We start from the raw sequence: 16,583 nt of genomic DNA, 5'->3' as shown, positions 1-16,583 counted from the left end.
CGACCGGACGACCGGACGACCGGATCGAATGACGTCCGCGCAACGACATTCGTTCCCGGCGGCGCCGGCGTTCCGGGCGGGGCGGGTGCCGCGGCGCCGCTCGCCAGGCTCCTGTCGGAGTCCGGCGGCGGCGCGCCGGCCCTCGGCAGTCGGTGGACGCTCTCATCCGTCTTTCACGCATGCCTCTTACGGTGGGTCCATGACGCAGGTGACTCCTCCCGGGTGGTACCCCGATCCCGGGCAGACAAGTGACGCGCCCGCCACCGAGCGCTGGTGGGACGGAACGGCATGGACGGACCGGACCCGCCCCGCGGACCCGTCCGCCGCGTCGGGTCCGCCGACGGTCGTCGCTCATCCGGGCACCCTGCTCGGCGTCACCCCGTATCCGGGTGCCGCCCCCGCCCCGGCGCGGCGTGGAACGCGCACCGCGGCGGCCGTCGTGGCGGCGATCGTGGTCCTCGCGGGAGTCGGCGGCGGTGTGTACGCGCTCACCGCGCACGACGGCGGGGGCCGCAGCTCCGCGGGCTCCGAGGGCGCGGGCGGCCAAGGAGGGCAGGGCGGTGGAGGTCCCTTCGGCGACCAGGGCGGATCCGGTGGTTCGGACGGGTTCGGGGGCTCCGGGGGCTCGGGCGGCCAGACGCCCGCACCCGGCCGGCCGGGTGCCCCGCAGACCGAGGACGGATACGCCCTCGACCCGTTCAACGGCATCAGCATCCCCGTGCCGGACGGCTGGAGGGGCGGGATCACCGACGGAGGCGCGGCCATCCAGTCGAAGGGCGAGTACAAATGCCCCGGTGACACATCAAAGACATGCAACACCGGCGGGGCGTACTCGGCGTCCGCCGACGCTCATGGGCTGACGGCCGCCTCGGCCGAGGCGGCGGCCAAGCAGGACATCGCCAAGAACGCCCAGGAGTCCTACGGAGGCACGTCCTACGGCGGAATCACATCACATCAGGTGCTGGCCTCGAAGGCGGTGAACGTGGCCGGCCGGCAGGGCTACATGGTCCGCTGGAAGGCGATCACCAAGGACGGCGCTGACGGCTACGTCGAATCGCTGGTCTTCCCGTCGCCTGCCGACGCCAAGCAGTTGGTCGTCGTCCGTTTCGGCATCGACGTGGGGGCGAACGCGCCGGCGCCGTCCGTCCTGGACCAGATCACCAAGGGAATCAAGGCGTCGTCGGCGAGCGGCAACGGTCAGAACGCCTGAGCCGCCTCCGCGTTTTTCGCCCGGCCGGATGCGATGCGGCCGGGCGGGGTTCCCCTCCGCTCAAGAGGAACCCCACCCGGCCCGGTGGTGCGCCGCCCCCGTCCCCACGGTGCGGCGCGAGCAGGCCGACGTCCGGTCATCCCGCGGACGACGGCCTGGGTCTCATGTGAGTCCGAGCCCGGGGAGCATCACCGCGTCCACGAAGCGTGTGAGGTATTCCTCGTCCGCGTACCGTCCCTCGAAGATCGGGCGGAGTCGCAGCAGGCCCAGCAACTGTGCGGGGATGTACTCCAGCGCCGGATGACCGGCGGGCACCTCTCCGCGTTCCACGCCGCGCACGATGATCTCCTGCAGGGCCTTGACCTCGGGCTCGACGAGGGCTTCGCGCAGTGCCTTGGCGAGCTCCGGGTCCTGCATCACGGCGGGACCGAGGGCCTGGAACAGCGTGCTGTCGCGACGGGACCACTCCGCTGCGGCCCGTGCGGCGGCGCGCAGGTCCCCGGCCAGAGAGCCGGTGTCGATGCCCGCGATCCGGACACAGCGGGTGGCCCTGAGGGCGGCCGCGACGAACTGGGGCTTCGTCTTCCACTGCCGGTACAGCGTCGACTTGCTGCACCGGGCGCTGGCGGCCACGCCCTCCATGGTGACGGCCTCGTAGCCGCAACAGCGGATCTGCTCGAGAACGGCGTCGAAGAACTCCCGCTCGCGTTCGGGCGTGATCTTGGAACGGCGCGAGGAGGCAACCGTGTCCGGTGCATCCACTGCCTGCGACGTCATGACGTTGCTCCTCGGTCGTGGCCCCGGCCCGTGGGCCGCTTCACACCAGTATATCGATACGCCAGTGTACCGGTACGAGTGCGTATCGGTACACTGGCGTATCGATGGGCCTTGGACAGGACCCACTCGACTGTCGAGTGGGTCCTGTCCTGGGCTCACCACGCACCACCCCACGCACGTACTGTCAGCAAAGGGGCCGGGGGATGCATTCCCGTACCGAGCCTGAAGGAGACGGAGCAGCCGCGATACCCCGGCCTCCCCTCATCCGCGAGTTCCTGCTGGTAGCAGGGCTCTTCCTCGTCTACAAGTTCGGTCGGCAGTTGGCCAACGGCCACACCGGTGAGGCCATCCACAACGCGCACCGGGTCTGGCACTGGGAGCGCTCCCTCCATCTGCCCGACGAGGGCGCCGTGCAGTCCGCACTGCTGCACGGCGACACCCTCGTCCGCACCGCGAACACCTACTACGTCGCCGTCCACTTCACGGCCACCGTGACCTTCCTGGCCTGGCTCTACCTGCGGCGCCCCGCGCACTACCTGTGGGCCCGCCGGATCCTCGCCCTGCTCACGAGTGCCGCACTGGCACTGCACCTCACGTTTCCCCTCGCCCCTCCACGGATGCTCGACGTGGCCCATCTGGTGGACACAGGCCAGGCGTACGGGCCGACTGTGTACGGGGCGCGGCCCGCGGCCGACTCGATGGCGAACCAGTTCGCCGCCATGCCCTCACTGCACTTCGGCTGGGCGCTGATGGTGGCGATCGGCCTGATCACGGCGACCCGGTCCCGGTGGCGATGGCTGTGGCTGCTGCATCCGCTGCTGACCCTGGTGGTGATCGTCGGCACGGCGAACCACTACTGGCTGGACGCCGTCGTCGCGGCCCTGCTGCTCGGTATCGCGCTGACCGTGGTCCACGCCCCGTCGCCGACCTCGCGGGGAACGACCGGAGCGGTGCCGCGACCCGTGCCGGCGCCGCGGCGTATCAGGCCCACGAACGCCGATGGCCCGGGCCTGGTGGGAGCCGGCCGATGAGCGCCACGCTCCTCGCGGTCGTCCTGTCCCTGTTCTCCGCGGTCGCGTACGCGACCGCGGCCGTGGCCCAGGAGCGGCTCGCCGCGCGCACCTCCGGCGCCGGCGTGCTGCGGCTGCTCCGGCACGCCGCCTGGTGGTGGTCGGTCGTGCTGAACGCATCCGCCGCGCTGCTGCACGTGGCCGCCCTCAAGTTCGGTCCGCTGACGCTGGTCCAGCCACTGGGCGCGCTCACACTGGTGGCCGCGGTGCCGCTGGGAGCGCGGGCCGCGGGCCGCAGGGTCAGCGCGGTGGAGTGGCGCGGCACGGCGCTCACACTGATCGGTCTGGCCGCGCTTCTGGTGACGGCGTCCGGACCCGAACCCGACGACATCCTCAGCCCGCCGGAGGCCCTGGCCGTGGCGGGCACCACCGCTGCCCTGATCGGTCTGCTGACCCTCCCCACGTCCCGGCTTCGCTCCGCCCGCGGGACCGCCGCGGGCTCCCGTCCCGGACTGCGGCACGCGACCGCGTCGGGCTTCGCCTCCGGTGTCGCCTCGGCGCTCACCCAGACGGTGACGGTGGCGGCGACGGACCGTTCGGAATCGCTGCTCAGTCCGCAGGTCGTCGTGGTGGCGCTGCTGGTCGCGGCGTTCGCGACGGGTGGGCTGCTGCTGTCGCAGTCGGCATACCGGGACGGTCTCGGCGCGCCGCTCGCGCTGGTGACCCTCGCCAACCCCGTCGCCGCGGCGGTGATCGGGCTCTCCCTGCTGGGTGAACGCCTCCAGGGCGGCGCGGCGGGCCTGCTCCTCGCGGTGGCGGGCGCCGCAATTGCGTCATGGGGCGTGCTGGCGCTGTCTCGGTCGGCGCCCGATCCCGTCGAGACACCCACGGACGAGGGCCGTCCCGTCGCGGCGGTGCTCGCGCTGGAGCCCCGGCCGGTCCCCTACGAGCCCTCCCTGCTGCCCCAGCAAGCGGCGCCCGCGCCGCCGGAGCACCTCACGGCGTGAAACAAAACGGCGGCCGGCGCGTCTGTGCACGCGCCGGCCGCCGTCTTTGTCCTGTGCAGCTGCGGCGGGGCTCAGCCGAACCCCCGGGAGTCCTGCTTGAGTGCCGTGTCCACGGTCAGCGCGGTGGCCACGACCAGGCTCAGCAGCGGTTCGGGCAGCTGGTAGTGGATCTGCAGGACGTAGTTGTCCGCGGTCGTGAACATCGTCTTCGCCAGGCCCTCCCAGGTCTTCGTGATCCGGGCGACCTCGTTGTCGGCGTGGTCGACGATCGCGAAGTTCCAGGCGCGCCAGTTCTCCGCCTTGATCGCGCCGACCTGCCGGCCCTCCGCGTTGATCGCGAAGTTGATCTTTCCGATCATGTTCTGCTGGACGATCTCACCCACGGGCTGTCCGTCCGGACGCTCCACGACGACCCGTGACTTCAGGAACTTCGCGGGCCGGGTCAGCACCAGCTGCGGCTGCCCGTAGGCGTCGCGGATCTCCAGTTTGTGCGTCAGGAACTGGTCGACGCTGGAGACGAAACGCAGGGCCTTCTTCAGCGCGCTCTGCCCGATTTCGGTGACCGAGCCGAGCTGGTTGCCGTTCTGGTCGAAGACGCTGTACTCGTTCGTCAGCTCGATCAGTTTTGCCTTCTGGTTCACGACCAGCACCGGTTCGGTGAAGAGCGTGCCGCCGCCGGAGCCGCTCGGGGCGACTCCGGCCTGCTGCTGCACCTGGCGCTGCACGCGCGGATCCGGCGCCGCGGCCTGCTGACCGTACGCCTGCTGCGGCACCTGGTTCGAAGCCTGGCCCGGTGCCTCCGCGTGGGTGTGCTGGGTCCACTGGGCACCGTCCCAGTACCGCAGGGTCTGGGGCGCGCCGTGCGGGTCCGGGTACCAGCCTGCAGGAGTGTTCGATTGCGTGGTCACCCGGGCACACTACCTCGACCGCACCGGTTCCCGGCCAGCCCCCCGCAACAGTGGACCCTCCGCGCGTACAGCGTTCGCCGCATGTCTACTCCGTGACCATCGCGGGGTCGCTCGTGCCCGGCCGTCCGTTCTCGACGTGCCCCGCGAGACGGCGCAGGAAGGACGGGTCGGCGTCGGACGTCACGGTCAGGTCGTACCAGCGGCTGCTCGCCCCGAGGTCGACGGTGTACTTCACGGTGGCCCGGGGCGGTACCGTGAACGTCTTCGTCTTCCCACCGTACCCGTTGGCGACCTTGAGCTTCACCGTGCGGGAGCCCCCGTTGACGAGGGTCAGCTCGACGTCGTCGCCGGTGTACCTCGCGGTGGCCTCGGGACCCGCCTGCTTGCCGGGACCCTTGAAGACGCGCAGGAAGCCGTTCGGGCCGTGCACGGTCAGGTCGTACGAGCCGCCGGAGTACGCGGAGTCCCAGGTGTCCGACACCGTCTTGGCGGCTTCGGTGGTGTAGGTCCACGGGCCGTCGGTGCGGTTGCCGGAGGTGACGAGGAACGCGGCACCCGCGTGCGCGCCGGAGGCGAAGGTGAGCGTGAGCTTCCCGGCGGTGGCATCCGCGGAGGCGTTCACGAGGGGTGCGTACCTGAGCGGGCGGCTGAGCCGAAGGCCTCGCTCCTGCTTGGGCAGCACCGAGTGGGCGGGCGTGGTCGGCACGTAGTCGGGGTGGCGGTCGTGGTCCGGCGGCTCGTAGCCGTCCGTGGCCGGGAGCGACACCGGCTTGGTGTCCTTGCGCGAGAAGTCGAACGCCGAGGTCAGGTCACCGCAGACCGCACGCCGCCAGGGCGAGATGTTCGGCTCGTGCACGCCGAAGCGGCGTTCCATGAACCGGATGACGGACGTGTGGTCGAAGGTCTCGGAACAGACGTAGCCGCCCTTGCTCCACGGCGAGATGACGAGCATCGGCACGCGCTGGCCGAGCCCGTACGCACCGGCGACATGGGAGGCGTCGCCCTCGAGGAGGTCGGGGCCTGCGTCGACCGTGGACCTGCCCTGCGCGGCGGAGGCGGGCGGGAACGGCGGGACCAGGTGATCGAAGAAGCCGTCGTTCTCGTCGTAGGTGATGAACAGGGCCGTCTTCGCCCAGACCTTCGGGTCGGAGGTGAGGACGTCGAGCACCTGGGAGACGTACCAGGCGCCGTAGTTCGCGGGCCAGTTGGGGTGCTCGGTGAAGGCCTCGGGGGCGACGATCCAGGAGATCTGCGGCAGCTTGCCGTCCTTGACATCCGCCTTGAGCTGGTCGAAGAAGCCCTCGCCCGTGCGGGCGTCGGTGCCGGTGCGGGCCTTGTCGTACAGCGGGTCGCCGGGCTGGGCGTTCTGGTACTGCTTGAAGTAGAGCAGCGAGTTGTCGCCGTAGTTGCCGCGGTAGGCGTCCGGGATCCAGCCCCAGGAGCCGTTCGCGTCGAGCCCGTCGCCGACATCCTGGTAGATCTTCCAGGAGACCCCGGCCTTCTCCAGGCGCTCGGGGTAGGTGGTCCAGCTGTAGCCTGCCTCGTCGTTGCCGAGGACCGGACCGCCGCCCTTGCCGTCGTTGCCCGTGTAGCCCGTCCACATGTAGTAGCGGTTCGGGTCGGTGGAGCCGATGAACGAGCAGTGGTATGCGTCGCAGATGGTGAAGGCGTCGGCGAGCGCGTAGTGGAAGGGTATGTCCTCACGCTTCAGGTACGCCATCGTCGTCGAGGACTTGGCGGGCACCCACTGGTCGTACTTGCCCCCGTTGAAGGCGGCGTGGCCGTCGTTCCAGCCGTGCGGAAGGTCCTGGATGAAGGCCAGACCCAGGTCGTCGGCTTCGGGGCGGAAGGGGAGGATGTCCTTCGACCCGTCCGACTGATGCCAGACCGACTTGCCGTTCCGGAGAGTCACCGGGTGCGGGTCACCGAACCCGCGGACACCCCTGAGCGTGCCGAAGTAGTGGTCGAAGGAGCGGTTCTCCTGCATGAGGACGACGATGTGCTCGACGTCCTCGATCGTGCCGGAGCGGTGGTGCGCGGGAAGGGCCGCGGCGCGCTCGATGCTGTTGGAGAGCGCGGTGAACGCGGCGGTACCGCCTGCGAGTTGGAGGAATCTGCGCCGGTTGACTTCGGTCATGACTGATGGACCTCTCATCCTGGTGCGGATGGCCGGAACATGAGGAAACGTCCGCGCAGCGAGTGTTCCAAGGGCAACAAACGTCAAGGAAGGGTTCGATGGCGCGCATGTGAAAGTCGCCGGTACAAGTGGTGTTCCTGTGCGCAGCACGTGCTGCCGACACTGCACTGAACCGCAGGTACTCGAGCTGGAGTGGTCTTCCCAGGCAGCTACTTGTCCGGATAGGTTGCCGCCTCGCGCTCGCTCGGCCACCGTCCGGGTGCGCCCGGCGGAGGCCGTGGTCGAGTAGCGCAACGCCGACGTCGACGCGACGGGGAGCCGCGGCCGGCGGGATCCGCCCCGTCGAGCCCGCCGCAGGGCGGAGCCGTGCCCGCAGAGGGGACTTCGATTCCTACGGTGTGGTGGCGACACCGGTTGTCCGGTACGACGGCGACGTCATCCCCGTCGTGAAGATCGAGAGAGGCCCCACGATCAAACCTGAGGAGTTCCCATCCCGATTGCCGCACTGAAGAGGCCGCCATGGTCGAGGATCAGGCACTGACCGCCTCGGCCTGGATGTCGTGACGGACGTGTTCCATCAGCTCACCCATGTCACCGACGGAGGGGTCGAGTTCCTCGGCACGCGGCGCCACCTTCTGGAGCCACGCCGCCGTGGCCAGCGACAGCTCGACGGCCTCCTTTCTCCGGCCGTCGCCGAGCAGCTCCTCGATCTTGAAGGCGATGCCGGCGAGGGTTTCGTCGTCCGTTTCCGGCACCAGGCAGCCCTTGAGGCCCGGCGGATAGGGCGTCCGCTCCCTGAACTCCCGCAGGGCGCCGACGACCGCGGTGTTCTCGCTGAATCCGTCGAGGAGACCCAGGAGGACGTACAGCCGCGCCACGAGTCGCGGCAGACCCGGGTACCGGTCCAGCCAGACCATCAGCCGGCTCTGACCACCGAGGTGCTCGATGAGTTCCGACATCGCCGAGGCGAGTGTGTTGGGCAGGCCCCAGTGGAACGGCACCAGCCGCGCCACCTGGTCGGCGAGTTCCGCCTCGCGCTGCGGGTCGAGCGAACCGGCGACGAAGTCGCTGACCAGCACACGGTCCAGCCCGAAGCCCGGAGGCGCGGTCCGGTCCTGTGAGGAGTGCGACGAGTCGTGGCGCAGGCGCAGAAGCTCGTCGGCGATCCTGCTCAGCAGCTTCTCGTGCATAAATCCTCCCGGCGCGCCCTACGTTGCTGTTCGGCCCCGGTGGACACGCGTTCCTGGCGGCATGCCGTGGGGCGCGGCCGGCAGACGGATGTGCCCGAAACCTCCCCCAACACCTTGCCGCACGCATGCCAGGGTTGCGCGCCTGCTGGTCCGGGCGGGCTACGAGGGGCGCCGACCGGCTCTGGAGCCGCACGGCCCGGTGAGCGCGCGCTCACCCTGGGCGGAACGAGTATCTATGGTCGTACGCGGGCTCGAATACTCACTGGAGCAGACGTCACGATGGTGTCGAGGGGCACAGCGGCTCAGACGTGCAGCCAGGCCGCCGTGTCCTGGGGCAGCCGGCCCCGGTCGTCCAACGGGTCGCTGGCGAGGAGAAGCCGGCTGTGCGGGGGGAGGTCGGCGGGTGTGCCGGCAAGGTTCACCACGCAGCTCACGCCGTCGGCCCGGGTGAAGGCGAGGACACCCTCGGGGGCGGGCAGCCAGGTCAGCGGGCCGTCCCCGAACGCGGGGCGCAGCCGGATCGCCTCGCGGTAGAGGGCGAGCATCGAGCCGGGGTCCCGGTCCTGGAGGTCGGCGGCGTATGTCGCCCAGTCGGCCGGCTGCGGCAGCCATGGCTCCTCACGGGAGCCGAAACCGGCGTGCGGCGCCTCGGCCGCCCAGGGCAGCGGGACCCGGCAGCCGTCACGGCCCGGATCCGTGCCGCCCGAACGGAAGTACATCGGGTCCTGGATGCGGTCCACGGGCACATCGGCCTCGGGCAGCCCCAGTTCCTCACCCTGGTAGACGTAGACCGCGCCGGGCAGGGCCAGGGACAGCAGTGCGGCGGCCCGCGCCCGGCGGGTGCCGAGGGCGAGGTCGGTGGGGGTGCCGAAGGCCTTGGCGGAGAAGTCGAAGCCGGTGTCCGTACGGCCGTACCGGGTGACCGTGCGGGTCACGTCGTGGTTGCACAGCACCCAGGTGGCGGGGGCACCCACCGGGGCGTGCTCGGCGATCGTCGTGTCGATCGAGCTGCGCAGGCGCGCCGCGTCCCAGGGGCAGGAGAGGAAGGAGAAGTTGAACGCCGTGTGCAGCTCGTCGGGGCGCAGGTAGCGCGCGAACCGTTCGGCGTCCGGCAACCACACCTCCCCGACGAAGACTCCGTCATAGTCGTCGGCCACCGCCCGCCAGGAGCGGTAGATGTCGTGGAGTTCGTCGCGGTCGACGAAAGGGCTGGGGTCGCGGCCCTCGACGAAGTCCGGCAGGGCGGGATCCTTGGCGAGCAGGGCCGCCGAGTCGATGCGCACGCCCGCCACGCCACGCTCGAACCAGAAACGCAGAATGTCCTCGTGCTCCTGGCGGACGGCCGGATGGGCCCAGTTGAGGTCCGGCTGCTCGGGTGTGAACAGGTGAAGGTACCAGTCGCCGTCGGGCAGCCGGGTCCACACGGGCTCGGTGGAGCCGACGAACTGGGACGGCCAGTCGTTGGGCGGGAGTTCACCGCCCGCACCGCGTCCGCGCCGGAAGTGGAACAGTTCGCGTTCCTGGCTGCCGGGTGCCGCGGCGAGCGCTGCCTGAAACCATGGGTGCTGGTCGGAGACATGATTGGGCACGATGTCGACGATGGTGCGCAGGCCCAGTTCCCGCGCCTCGGCGATCAGTTTCTCGGCCTCGGCGAGCGTACCGAAGGCGGGGTCGACGGCGCGGTAGTCGGCGACGTCGTAGCCGCCGTCCTTCATCGGTGACAGGTACCAGGGGTTGAACCACAGTGCGCCCACGCCGAGTTCGGCGAGGTACGGCAGCCTGGCGCGGACGCCCGCCAGGTCCCCGGTGCCGTCCCCGTCGCCGTCCGCGAAGCTGCGGACGTACACCTGGTAGATGACGGCGGAGCGCCACCAGTCCTTGTCTTTCCGGGCAGGGGTGGGCTGTCCCACTGTGCATGCCTTTCTGTTTCGGGGAGGAGGGCGTGTCAGCCCTTCGTGCTGCCCGCGCTGATCCCGGCGATGATGTGCCGCTGGAAGACGAGGAACAGCGCGACCATGGGGATGCTGGCGATCACCATCGCGGCGACGAGCACGGTCAGCTGGATGTTCTGCGAGAGCTGGACCAGGGCCACACTGATCGGCTGCTTGTCGGTGTCGGAGAAGACCATCAGAGGCCACAGGAAGTCCTGCCACACCGCGACCAGCGCGAAGATCGACACCACGCCGAGGACCGGTCGCGACATCGGCAGCACGATCGACCACAGAGTGCGTAGCGGGCCGGCGCCGTCGATCTCGGCGGCCTCGAGGACGTCCCGTGGGATCTGGTCGAAGAACCGCTTGAGGAGGTAGAGGTTGAAGGCGTTGGCGACCGCGGGGAGCCAGATCGCGAGGGGGGCGTTGAGCAGGCTGATGTGGAGCAGCGGCAGATCGGCCACCGTCAGGTACTTGGGCACCACCAGCGCCTGGACCGGGACCATCAGGGTGGCGAGAATGCCGCCGAGGATCACCCTGCCGAAGGCGGGCCTCAGTTTGGACAGCGCATAGGCGGCGGCCGTGCAGAACACCAGCTGGAACAGCCAGGCTCCGGCGGCCTGGACGACCGTGTTCCACAGATGCTGCGGAAGCTGCATGAGGTCCCAGGCGTCGGTGTAGCCACCCAGGTTCCAGTGCCGTGGGATCAGTGTCGGCGGGGTCTCGGCCACCTCGTCCGGCGACTTCATCGCGCCGGTCATCATCCAGTACACGGGGAACAGGAAGGCGAGCGTGAACAGCACGACGACGCCGGTGAACACGGTCCAGTACACCGCCCGGCCGCGCGGTCGGGCCAGGGCGGCCGACGAGACGAGGGTCCGGGTACTCATGCGTCCTCCCCTCCGGAGCGGGTCAGCCACAGGTAGAAGGCGGAGAAGAGGCCGAGCAGCACCAGCAGCATGACGCTCAGCGCGCAGGCACCGCCGAAGTCGTTGTAGAGGAAGGCGTACTTGTAGATCAGGTAGAGGACGGTGACCGTGGCGCTCTCCGGGCCGCCGCCGGTGATCACGAACGGCTCGGTGAAGACCTGCATCGTCGCGATGATCTGCAGCAGCATCAGCATGAGCATGGCGAACCGGGTCTGCGGGATCGTCACGTGCCTGATGCGCTGAAGGAGGTTCGCGCCGTCCAGTTCGGCGGCCTCGTACAGCTCGCCGGGGATGGACTGGAGCGCGGCCAGGTAGATCAGGACGGTGCCGCCCATGTTGGCCCAGGTCGCCACGAGCACCAGCGAGACCAGGGCGGTGTCGGCGCCGTTGGTCCAGTTCGAGGTGGGCAGGTGCAGGAAGCGGAGCGCCTCGTTGGCGAGGCCGGCTCCCGGGTCGTAGAACCACTTCCACAGCAGGGCGCTGACCACCGGCGGAATCATCACCGGCAGGTAGACCACGACCCGGAAGAACGCCTTGGCGTGGCGCAGTTCGTTCAGGACGAGGGCCAGGACGAAGGGGACCGCGAAGCCGATCAGCAGAGCCAGCAGCGTGAAGACGAGTGTGTTGCGCCAGGCGGCGCCGAACTCCGGATCATGCAGCACACGGGAGAAGTTGGCGGTGCCGACCCATTCGGGCGGGGATCCCGGCGTGTACTTCTGGAAGGCGATCACGAGCGCGCGGATCGCCGGGTACCAGGAGAACATGGCGAAGCAGACCAGCCCGCCGAGGAGGAATCCGTATGCGCGGGCCTGGCCGGCGAGACGGCGCCGCCTCCGCCCCCCTACCGGAGGCGGCGCCGGGACCGGGTGTACGGGGACCGCCGAGGCGGTCCTCCGTGCAGCCGTCTTCGTCATCGCCGTCAGCCCCGGGCCAGGATGCCGTCGATCTTGCCGGAGGCGTCCTCGAGGAGCTGGTCGATGTCGGCGTCCTTCTTGGTGAGGACGGCGGAGACGGCACCGTCGAGAACGGAGTAGATCTGCTGGGCGTTCGGCGGCTCGATCTTCATCTGAAGCGCCTGGTTGCCGTCGAGGAAGGACTGGTAGTTCTCCACCGGAACGTTGGCGTTGGCCTTCTTGACCTCCTGGTCCTTGGCGTCGGCGGCGCCGGTGAACAGCCGGGGCTCGGGGAGGCCGACCGGCGCGTTGTTCTGCTTGGCGCGCGCGTAGTCGCCGAGGAAGCCCTTGCCCGGAGCGAGGAACATGTGGTCAAGCCACTTCAGTCCGGCCCGGATCTGCTCCGGGGTGGCCTTCTTGTTGAACATGTAGCCGTCCCCGCCGATCAGCGTGCCCTTGCCGCCGGGCATGGGGGCGATCGCGAGATCCTTGTAGTTGCCGCCCTTCTCCTTCACCAGGATCGGGATGTTGTCGGGGGCGGAGAGGTACATGCCGAGCTTCCCCGAACCCATCAGTTGCTGCACGTCGTTGATGACGAGGAGTTGCTTGCTGCCCATGGAGTTGTCGGTCCAGCGCATGTCGTGCAGGTTCTGCAGCACGGCGTGGCCCTCGGGGGTGTCGATGGTGGCCTGCTTGCCGTCGGTGCTGACGACGTCCCCGCCCTGCGAGTACAGCTCGGCCGTGAAGTGCCAGCCGCCCTGGTTCTGTGCGCTGTAGTCGGCGTAGCCCACGGTCCCGTTGCCGAGCGCGGCTATCTTCTTGGCGTCGGCGCGGACCTCCTCCCAGGTGGCCGGAGGCTTCTCGGGGTCGAGGCCGGCCTTCTCGAAGAGCTTCTTGTTGTAGATCAGCCCCATCGAATAGCCGGTGCGCGGGATGCCGTAGACCTTGCCGTCGACGGTGTAGATGTCCCGCAGCTGCTGTAGCAGGGTGTTGTAGCTCTTCAACTCCTTGACGTACGAGGTGATGTCGGCCGCCTGCCCGGTGTCGACGACGTGCTTGACGTCCGTGAAGTACGTGTAGAACACGTCCTCCATCTGACCGCCCGCGAGCTTGGCGTCGAAGGTCTTGGGGTCCTCGCAGGGGAACGCGTCATGGGCGACGACGTCGATGTCCGGGTTCTTCTTCTCGAAGGACGCGATGTCCTCCTCGAAGAACTTGCGGTCCACCTTGGCGCTCTTGGGCGGCTCGCAGTTGACCGTGACACGCGTCTTGCCGCTCGCCGAGTCACCGTCGGATCCGCATGCGGACGCGGCGAGGGCGAGCGAACAGACGCTGAGCGCGACGAAGGTACGGCGAATCCCGGTGCTTCTCATCGGTGGACCCCTTCGGGCAGGAGCAGTGGGCGCCGCACACTCAAGCACCGACAGCAGCAGGCCGCAAGATGTCGCGCAGAATCTGAAATTATTCGACAGCAGACCGGATCTCAGAAACGAGGCGCTTGCGCAGTCGACCCCCTGACCACAAGTTCGGGCTCGAACAGCAGCTCGTCGGCCGGTACGGAACTGCCTCCGATCTGTGCGTTCAGCAACTCGACGGCGGCCTTCCCCATCGACTCGATGGGCTGCCGGACGGTGGTGAGAGGCGGTTCCGTGCAGTTCATCAGCGCCGAGTCGTCGTAGCCCACGACGGATATCTGCGACGGGACGTCGAGGCCCCGGCGGCGGGCGGCCCGCACCACCCCCAGCGCCAGCGGGTCGCTGGCGCAGATGAAGCCGGTGATCCCCCGGTCGATGAGCTTGGCCGCCGCCGCGTGTCCGCCCTCGATCGAGAAGATGGTCCGGGCGACGAATTCGTCGGGCAGCTCCCCGGCGATCGCCCGCGCCGCCGCGAGCTTGCGTGCTGACGGGACGTGGTCCCCCGGCCCGAGCACCAGCCCGATCCGCTCGTGCCCCAGCGAGGCGAGGTGGCGCCACGCCTGCTGGACGGCCACTGTGTCGTCGCAGGAGACGCCGGGGAAACCGAGGTGCTCGATGGCCGCGTTGACCAGCACCACCGGGATGTTCCGGTCGGCGAGCAGTCGGTAGTGGCCGTGCGGAGCGTCGGCCTGCGCGTACAGGCCGCCGGCGAAGACGACGCCGGAGACCTGCTGTTGCAGCAGCAGCGCCACGTAGTCCGCCTCGGAGACGCCGCCCTTGGTCTGGGTGCACAGCACGGGAGTCAGTCCGAGTTGTGCCAGCGTGCCCCCGATGACCTCGGCGAACGCCGGGAAGATGGGATTCTGCAGCTCCGGGAGGACGAGCCCGACGAGCCGGGCCCGCTCGCCGCGCAGCTGCGTGGGCCGCTCGTAGCCGAGGACGTCGAGTGCGGAGAGCACCGACTGCCGGGTGGTCTCGGAGACACCCGGCTTGCCGTTGAGCACCCGGCTGACCGTGGCCTCGCTGACCCCGACCTTTTTCGCCACTTCAGCAAGTCGTCGCGTCATGCGCGCAAGAATAGCGCAAGAAATGCAAGCCGCTTGCGTGATGAGGAAGATCAATGCCCATCGATCCGGCGAGGCGCATCCCCGGGCCGGGGTCGTCGACAGCGGCCCGAATGCCTGCGGCGCGGAGCGCGCCGCAGACCACTCGCTCTAGATGCGGCTCTCCGTGGCCGTGTCCGCCGACAGCCGCTGGGCGATGTAGATCGGAATCACCGACAGCAGCACGAGCACCGCCGCCACCACGTTCACGACCGGGGCCTGCTGCGGCCTGGTCATGTTGTTGAAGATCCAGATCGGGAGGGTCTCGATGCCGGGTCCGGCCGTGAACGTCGTCACCACGATCTCGTCGAAGGACAGCGCGAAGGCCAGCAGCGCGCCCGCGAACAGCGCCGAACGCACCAGCGGGAAGGTGACGTCGACAAAGGCCCGGAACGTGTCCGCCCCCAGGTCCATCGCCGCCTCCTCGTACGTGCCGGCGGTACGGCGCAGTCGCGCGACCACGTTGTTGAACACGACGACGATGCAGAAGGTGGCGTGTCCGACGATCACGGTGAACAGGCCGAGGCCGACGCCGAGCGGCTCGAGCACCGTACCGAACGCCGAGTTGAGGGCGATGCCGGTGACGATGCCGGGCAGCGCGATCGGCAGCACGACGACGAAGGAGAGGGCGTCACGGCCGAAGAAGCGGTGCCTGGCCACCGCGAACGCGATCAGCGTGCCGAGCACCAGAGCGATCGCCGTGGCGCCGAGGCCCGCCTTCACCGAGACCCACAGCGCGTTGCGGGCTCCCGCGTTCTCCCAGGCCACCGACCACCAGTGGACCGTCCAGCCGGGTGGCGGCCAGCTCGCGCTGCGGTCGGGGTTGAAGGAGTTGACCAGGACGAGCGCGAGCGGGACGTAGATGACCGCGAAGCCGATTCCGGCCGCGATGCGCAGCGCGATACGCGCGGAACGGGACAGTTGCATGACGAGGGACCTCTTCTAGAGGCTGCTGAGCGCGCCCGTGCGGCGCATCGCCAGCAGGTACAGCACGATGACCACCACCGGGACCGTGCCCAGGGCGGCGGCCATGGGCAGGTTGAGCTCGATGTTGGAGTAGACGAGGTTGCCGATCAACTGGGTCTTGCCGCCGACGATCTGCACGGTGATGTAGTCGCCGAGGCTCAGGGAGAAGGTGAAGACCGAGCCCGCGGCGACCGAGGGCAGCACCATCGGCAGGACGACGGAGCGGAAGGTGCGGCCGGGCCGCGCCCCCAGATCGGCCGATGCGTCCAGCAGGCCCGCGGGCAGCTGCTCCAGCGCCGTGTGGATCGGCAGGATCATGTACGGCAGCCAGAGGTAGGTGAGCGTCATGACCGTGGCCGGGAGGCCGAAGCCCGGGCCGCTGAGGCCGAACGGCTTCAGCATCCAGTCGGCGAGCCCGCCCTGGGACAGGATCAGCCGCCACGCGTACACCTTCACCAGGTAACTCGCCCACAGCGGCGTGAGGATGGCGACGACCAGCAGAGGCCGCCACCTGGGCCGGGCGACTCGCGCGGTGAAGAAGGCCAGCGGAAAGGCGATCGCCGCGCACAGGGCGGTGACGGCCAGGGCCACGCCGATGCTGCGCAGGATCACCTGGCGGAAGACGGGCGTGCTGAACAGCGCGTGGAAGTTGTCCGTCGACCAGACCTTCACCACCTCGGAGGTGAAGGAGTTCGTCGTCCAGAACGCCGAGACGAACAGGATGGCGAGCGAGCCGAGATACAGCACGGCCAGCCACAGCAGGGGAGCGGTCAGCAGCAGGGACAGCCGCAGCCTTGGACGGCGGTGCAGCAGCCCGGCGAGCCGCCGGACGGGGGACCGTCCGGCGGCAGGCAGGGTGGCGGTCATCGTGGTGCCCTCAGCCCTTGATCTCGGTCCACGCCTGGACCCACTTGGCGTACGGCACGCACTTGACGTCCGTACGGCCGTCGAGGCACTGCTCGATGGGCGTGTTCCAGAATGCGACGTTCTTCCAGTAGGCCGTGTCCGCGGCGTGGAAGGTGGTGCAGAAGTTCTTGTCGCTGGTCTCGTCGCACGCCTTGGCGTTGGACGGGGCCTCACCGAAGTACTCGGCAACCTGGGCGTTGG

General features: G+C 69.4%; 14 protein-coding genes and 1 pseudogene. 3 read left to right on the top strand and 12 right to left on the bottom strand.

Translation table 11 applies throughout. From position 1 onward, the window contains the following. Positions 1-199: 199 nt before the first annotated feature. A complete protein-coding gene (locus tag VXC91_RS33250) occupies positions 200-1,210 on the top strand; it encodes a DUF2510 domain-containing protein (RefSeq protein WP_329511077.1) in 1,011 nt (336 codons plus the stop codon). Positions 1,211-1,372: 162 nt separating this feature from the next. Here VXC91_RS33250 and VXC91_RS33245 read toward each other — a convergent pair whose 3' ends face one another. Continuing rightward, positions 1,373-1,987 (bottom strand): TetR/AcrR family transcriptional regulator, encoded by a 615-nt coding sequence (locus VXC91_RS33245; RefSeq protein WP_329511076.1) that lies wholly within the window; start codon positions 1,985-1,987, stop codon positions 1,373-1,375. A 203-nt stretch (positions 1,988-2,190) separates the two neighbouring features. Here VXC91_RS33245 and VXC91_RS33240 point away from each other — a divergent pair, with 203 nt between their 5' ends. Then, a complete protein-coding gene (locus VXC91_RS33240) occupies positions 2,191-3,018 on the top strand; it encodes a phosphatase PAP2 family protein (protein ID WP_329511075.1) in 828 nt (275 codons plus the stop codon). After that, entirely contained in the window at positions 3,015-4,004 is a 990-nt protein-coding gene (locus VXC91_RS33235) for a DMT family transporter (RefSeq protein WP_329511074.1), read from the top strand. The genes VXC91_RS33240 and VXC91_RS33235 overlap by 4 nt, the downstream gene beginning before the upstream one ends. A gap of 71 nt (positions 4,005-4,075) precedes the next feature. Here the strand turns inward: VXC91_RS33235 and VXC91_RS33230 are convergent, their stop codons facing one another. The 11 genes and pseudogenes from VXC91_RS33230 to VXC91_RS33180 form a co-directional block, all read right to left on the bottom strand. Beyond that, positions 4,076-4,912: a phospholipid scramblase-related protein gene (locus tag VXC91_RS33230; RefSeq protein WP_329511073.1), complete on the bottom strand. Its 837-nt coding sequence runs from the start codon at positions 4,910-4,912 to the stop codon at positions 4,076-4,078. A gap of 85 nt (positions 4,913-4,997) precedes the next feature. Next, entirely contained in the window at positions 4,998-7,049 is a 2,052-nt protein-coding gene (locus tag VXC91_RS33225) for a phosphocholine-specific phospholipase C (RefSeq protein WP_329511072.1), read from the bottom strand. 530 nt (positions 7,050-7,579) lie between these two features. Further along, positions 7,580-8,239: a hypothetical protein gene (locus tag VXC91_RS33220; RefSeq protein ID WP_329511071.1), complete on the bottom strand. Its 660-nt coding sequence runs from the start codon at positions 8,237-8,239 to the stop codon at positions 7,580-7,582. Positions 8,240-8,541: 302 nt separating this feature from the next. After that, a complete protein-coding gene (locus VXC91_RS33215; protein WP_329511070.1) occupies positions 8,542-10,149 on the bottom strand; it encodes a glycoside hydrolase family 13 protein in 1,608 nt (535 codons plus the stop codon). Between the two features lie 35 nt (positions 10,150-10,184). Next, entirely contained in the window at positions 10,185-11,060 is an 876-nt protein-coding gene (locus VXC91_RS33210; protein ID WP_329511069.1) for a carbohydrate ABC transporter permease, read from the bottom strand. Next, positions 11,057-12,013, bottom strand: a complete 957-nt coding sequence (locus tag VXC91_RS33205) for a carbohydrate ABC transporter permease (protein ID WP_329511068.1) — start codon at positions 12,011-12,013, stop codon at positions 11,057-11,059. The genes VXC91_RS33210 and VXC91_RS33205 overlap by 4 nt, the downstream gene beginning before the upstream one ends. Positions 12,014-12,018: 5 nt before the next feature. After that, positions 12,019-13,365: an ABC transporter substrate-binding protein gene (locus VXC91_RS33200; protein ID WP_329511067.1), complete on the bottom strand. Its 1,347-nt coding sequence runs from the start codon at positions 13,363-13,365 to the stop codon at positions 12,019-12,021. 110 nt (positions 13,366-13,475) lie between these two features. Further along, complete coding sequence (locus VXC91_RS33195) at positions 13,476-14,474, bottom strand: LacI family DNA-binding transcriptional regulator (protein ID WP_329511066.1); 999 nt, start codon at positions 14,472-14,474, stop codon at positions 13,476-13,478. Between the two features lie 147 nt (positions 14,475-14,621). After that, a complete protein-coding gene (locus VXC91_RS33190; protein WP_329511065.1) occupies positions 14,622-15,437 on the bottom strand; it encodes an ABC transporter permease in 816 nt (271 codons plus the stop codon). 15 nt (positions 15,438-15,452) lie between these two features. Further along, positions 15,453-16,343, bottom strand: a complete 891-nt coding sequence (locus VXC91_RS33185; protein ID WP_329511064.1) for an ABC transporter permease — start codon at positions 16,341-16,343, stop codon at positions 15,453-15,455. A 10-nt stretch (positions 16,344-16,353) separates the two neighbouring features. Further along, positions 16,354-16,583 (bottom strand): annotated as a pseudogene (locus VXC91_RS33180) (spermidine/putrescine ABC transporter substrate-binding protein); the annotation flags it as partial.

Origin of the sequence: Streptomyces chiangmaiensis (genome assembly GCF_036281785.1) — a bacterium.
Lineage (GTDB): Bacteria > Actinomycetota > Actinomycetes > Streptomycetales > Streptomycetaceae > Streptomyces > Streptomyces chiangmaiensis.
This window is presented reverse-complemented; position numbering and strand designations above follow the sequence as displayed.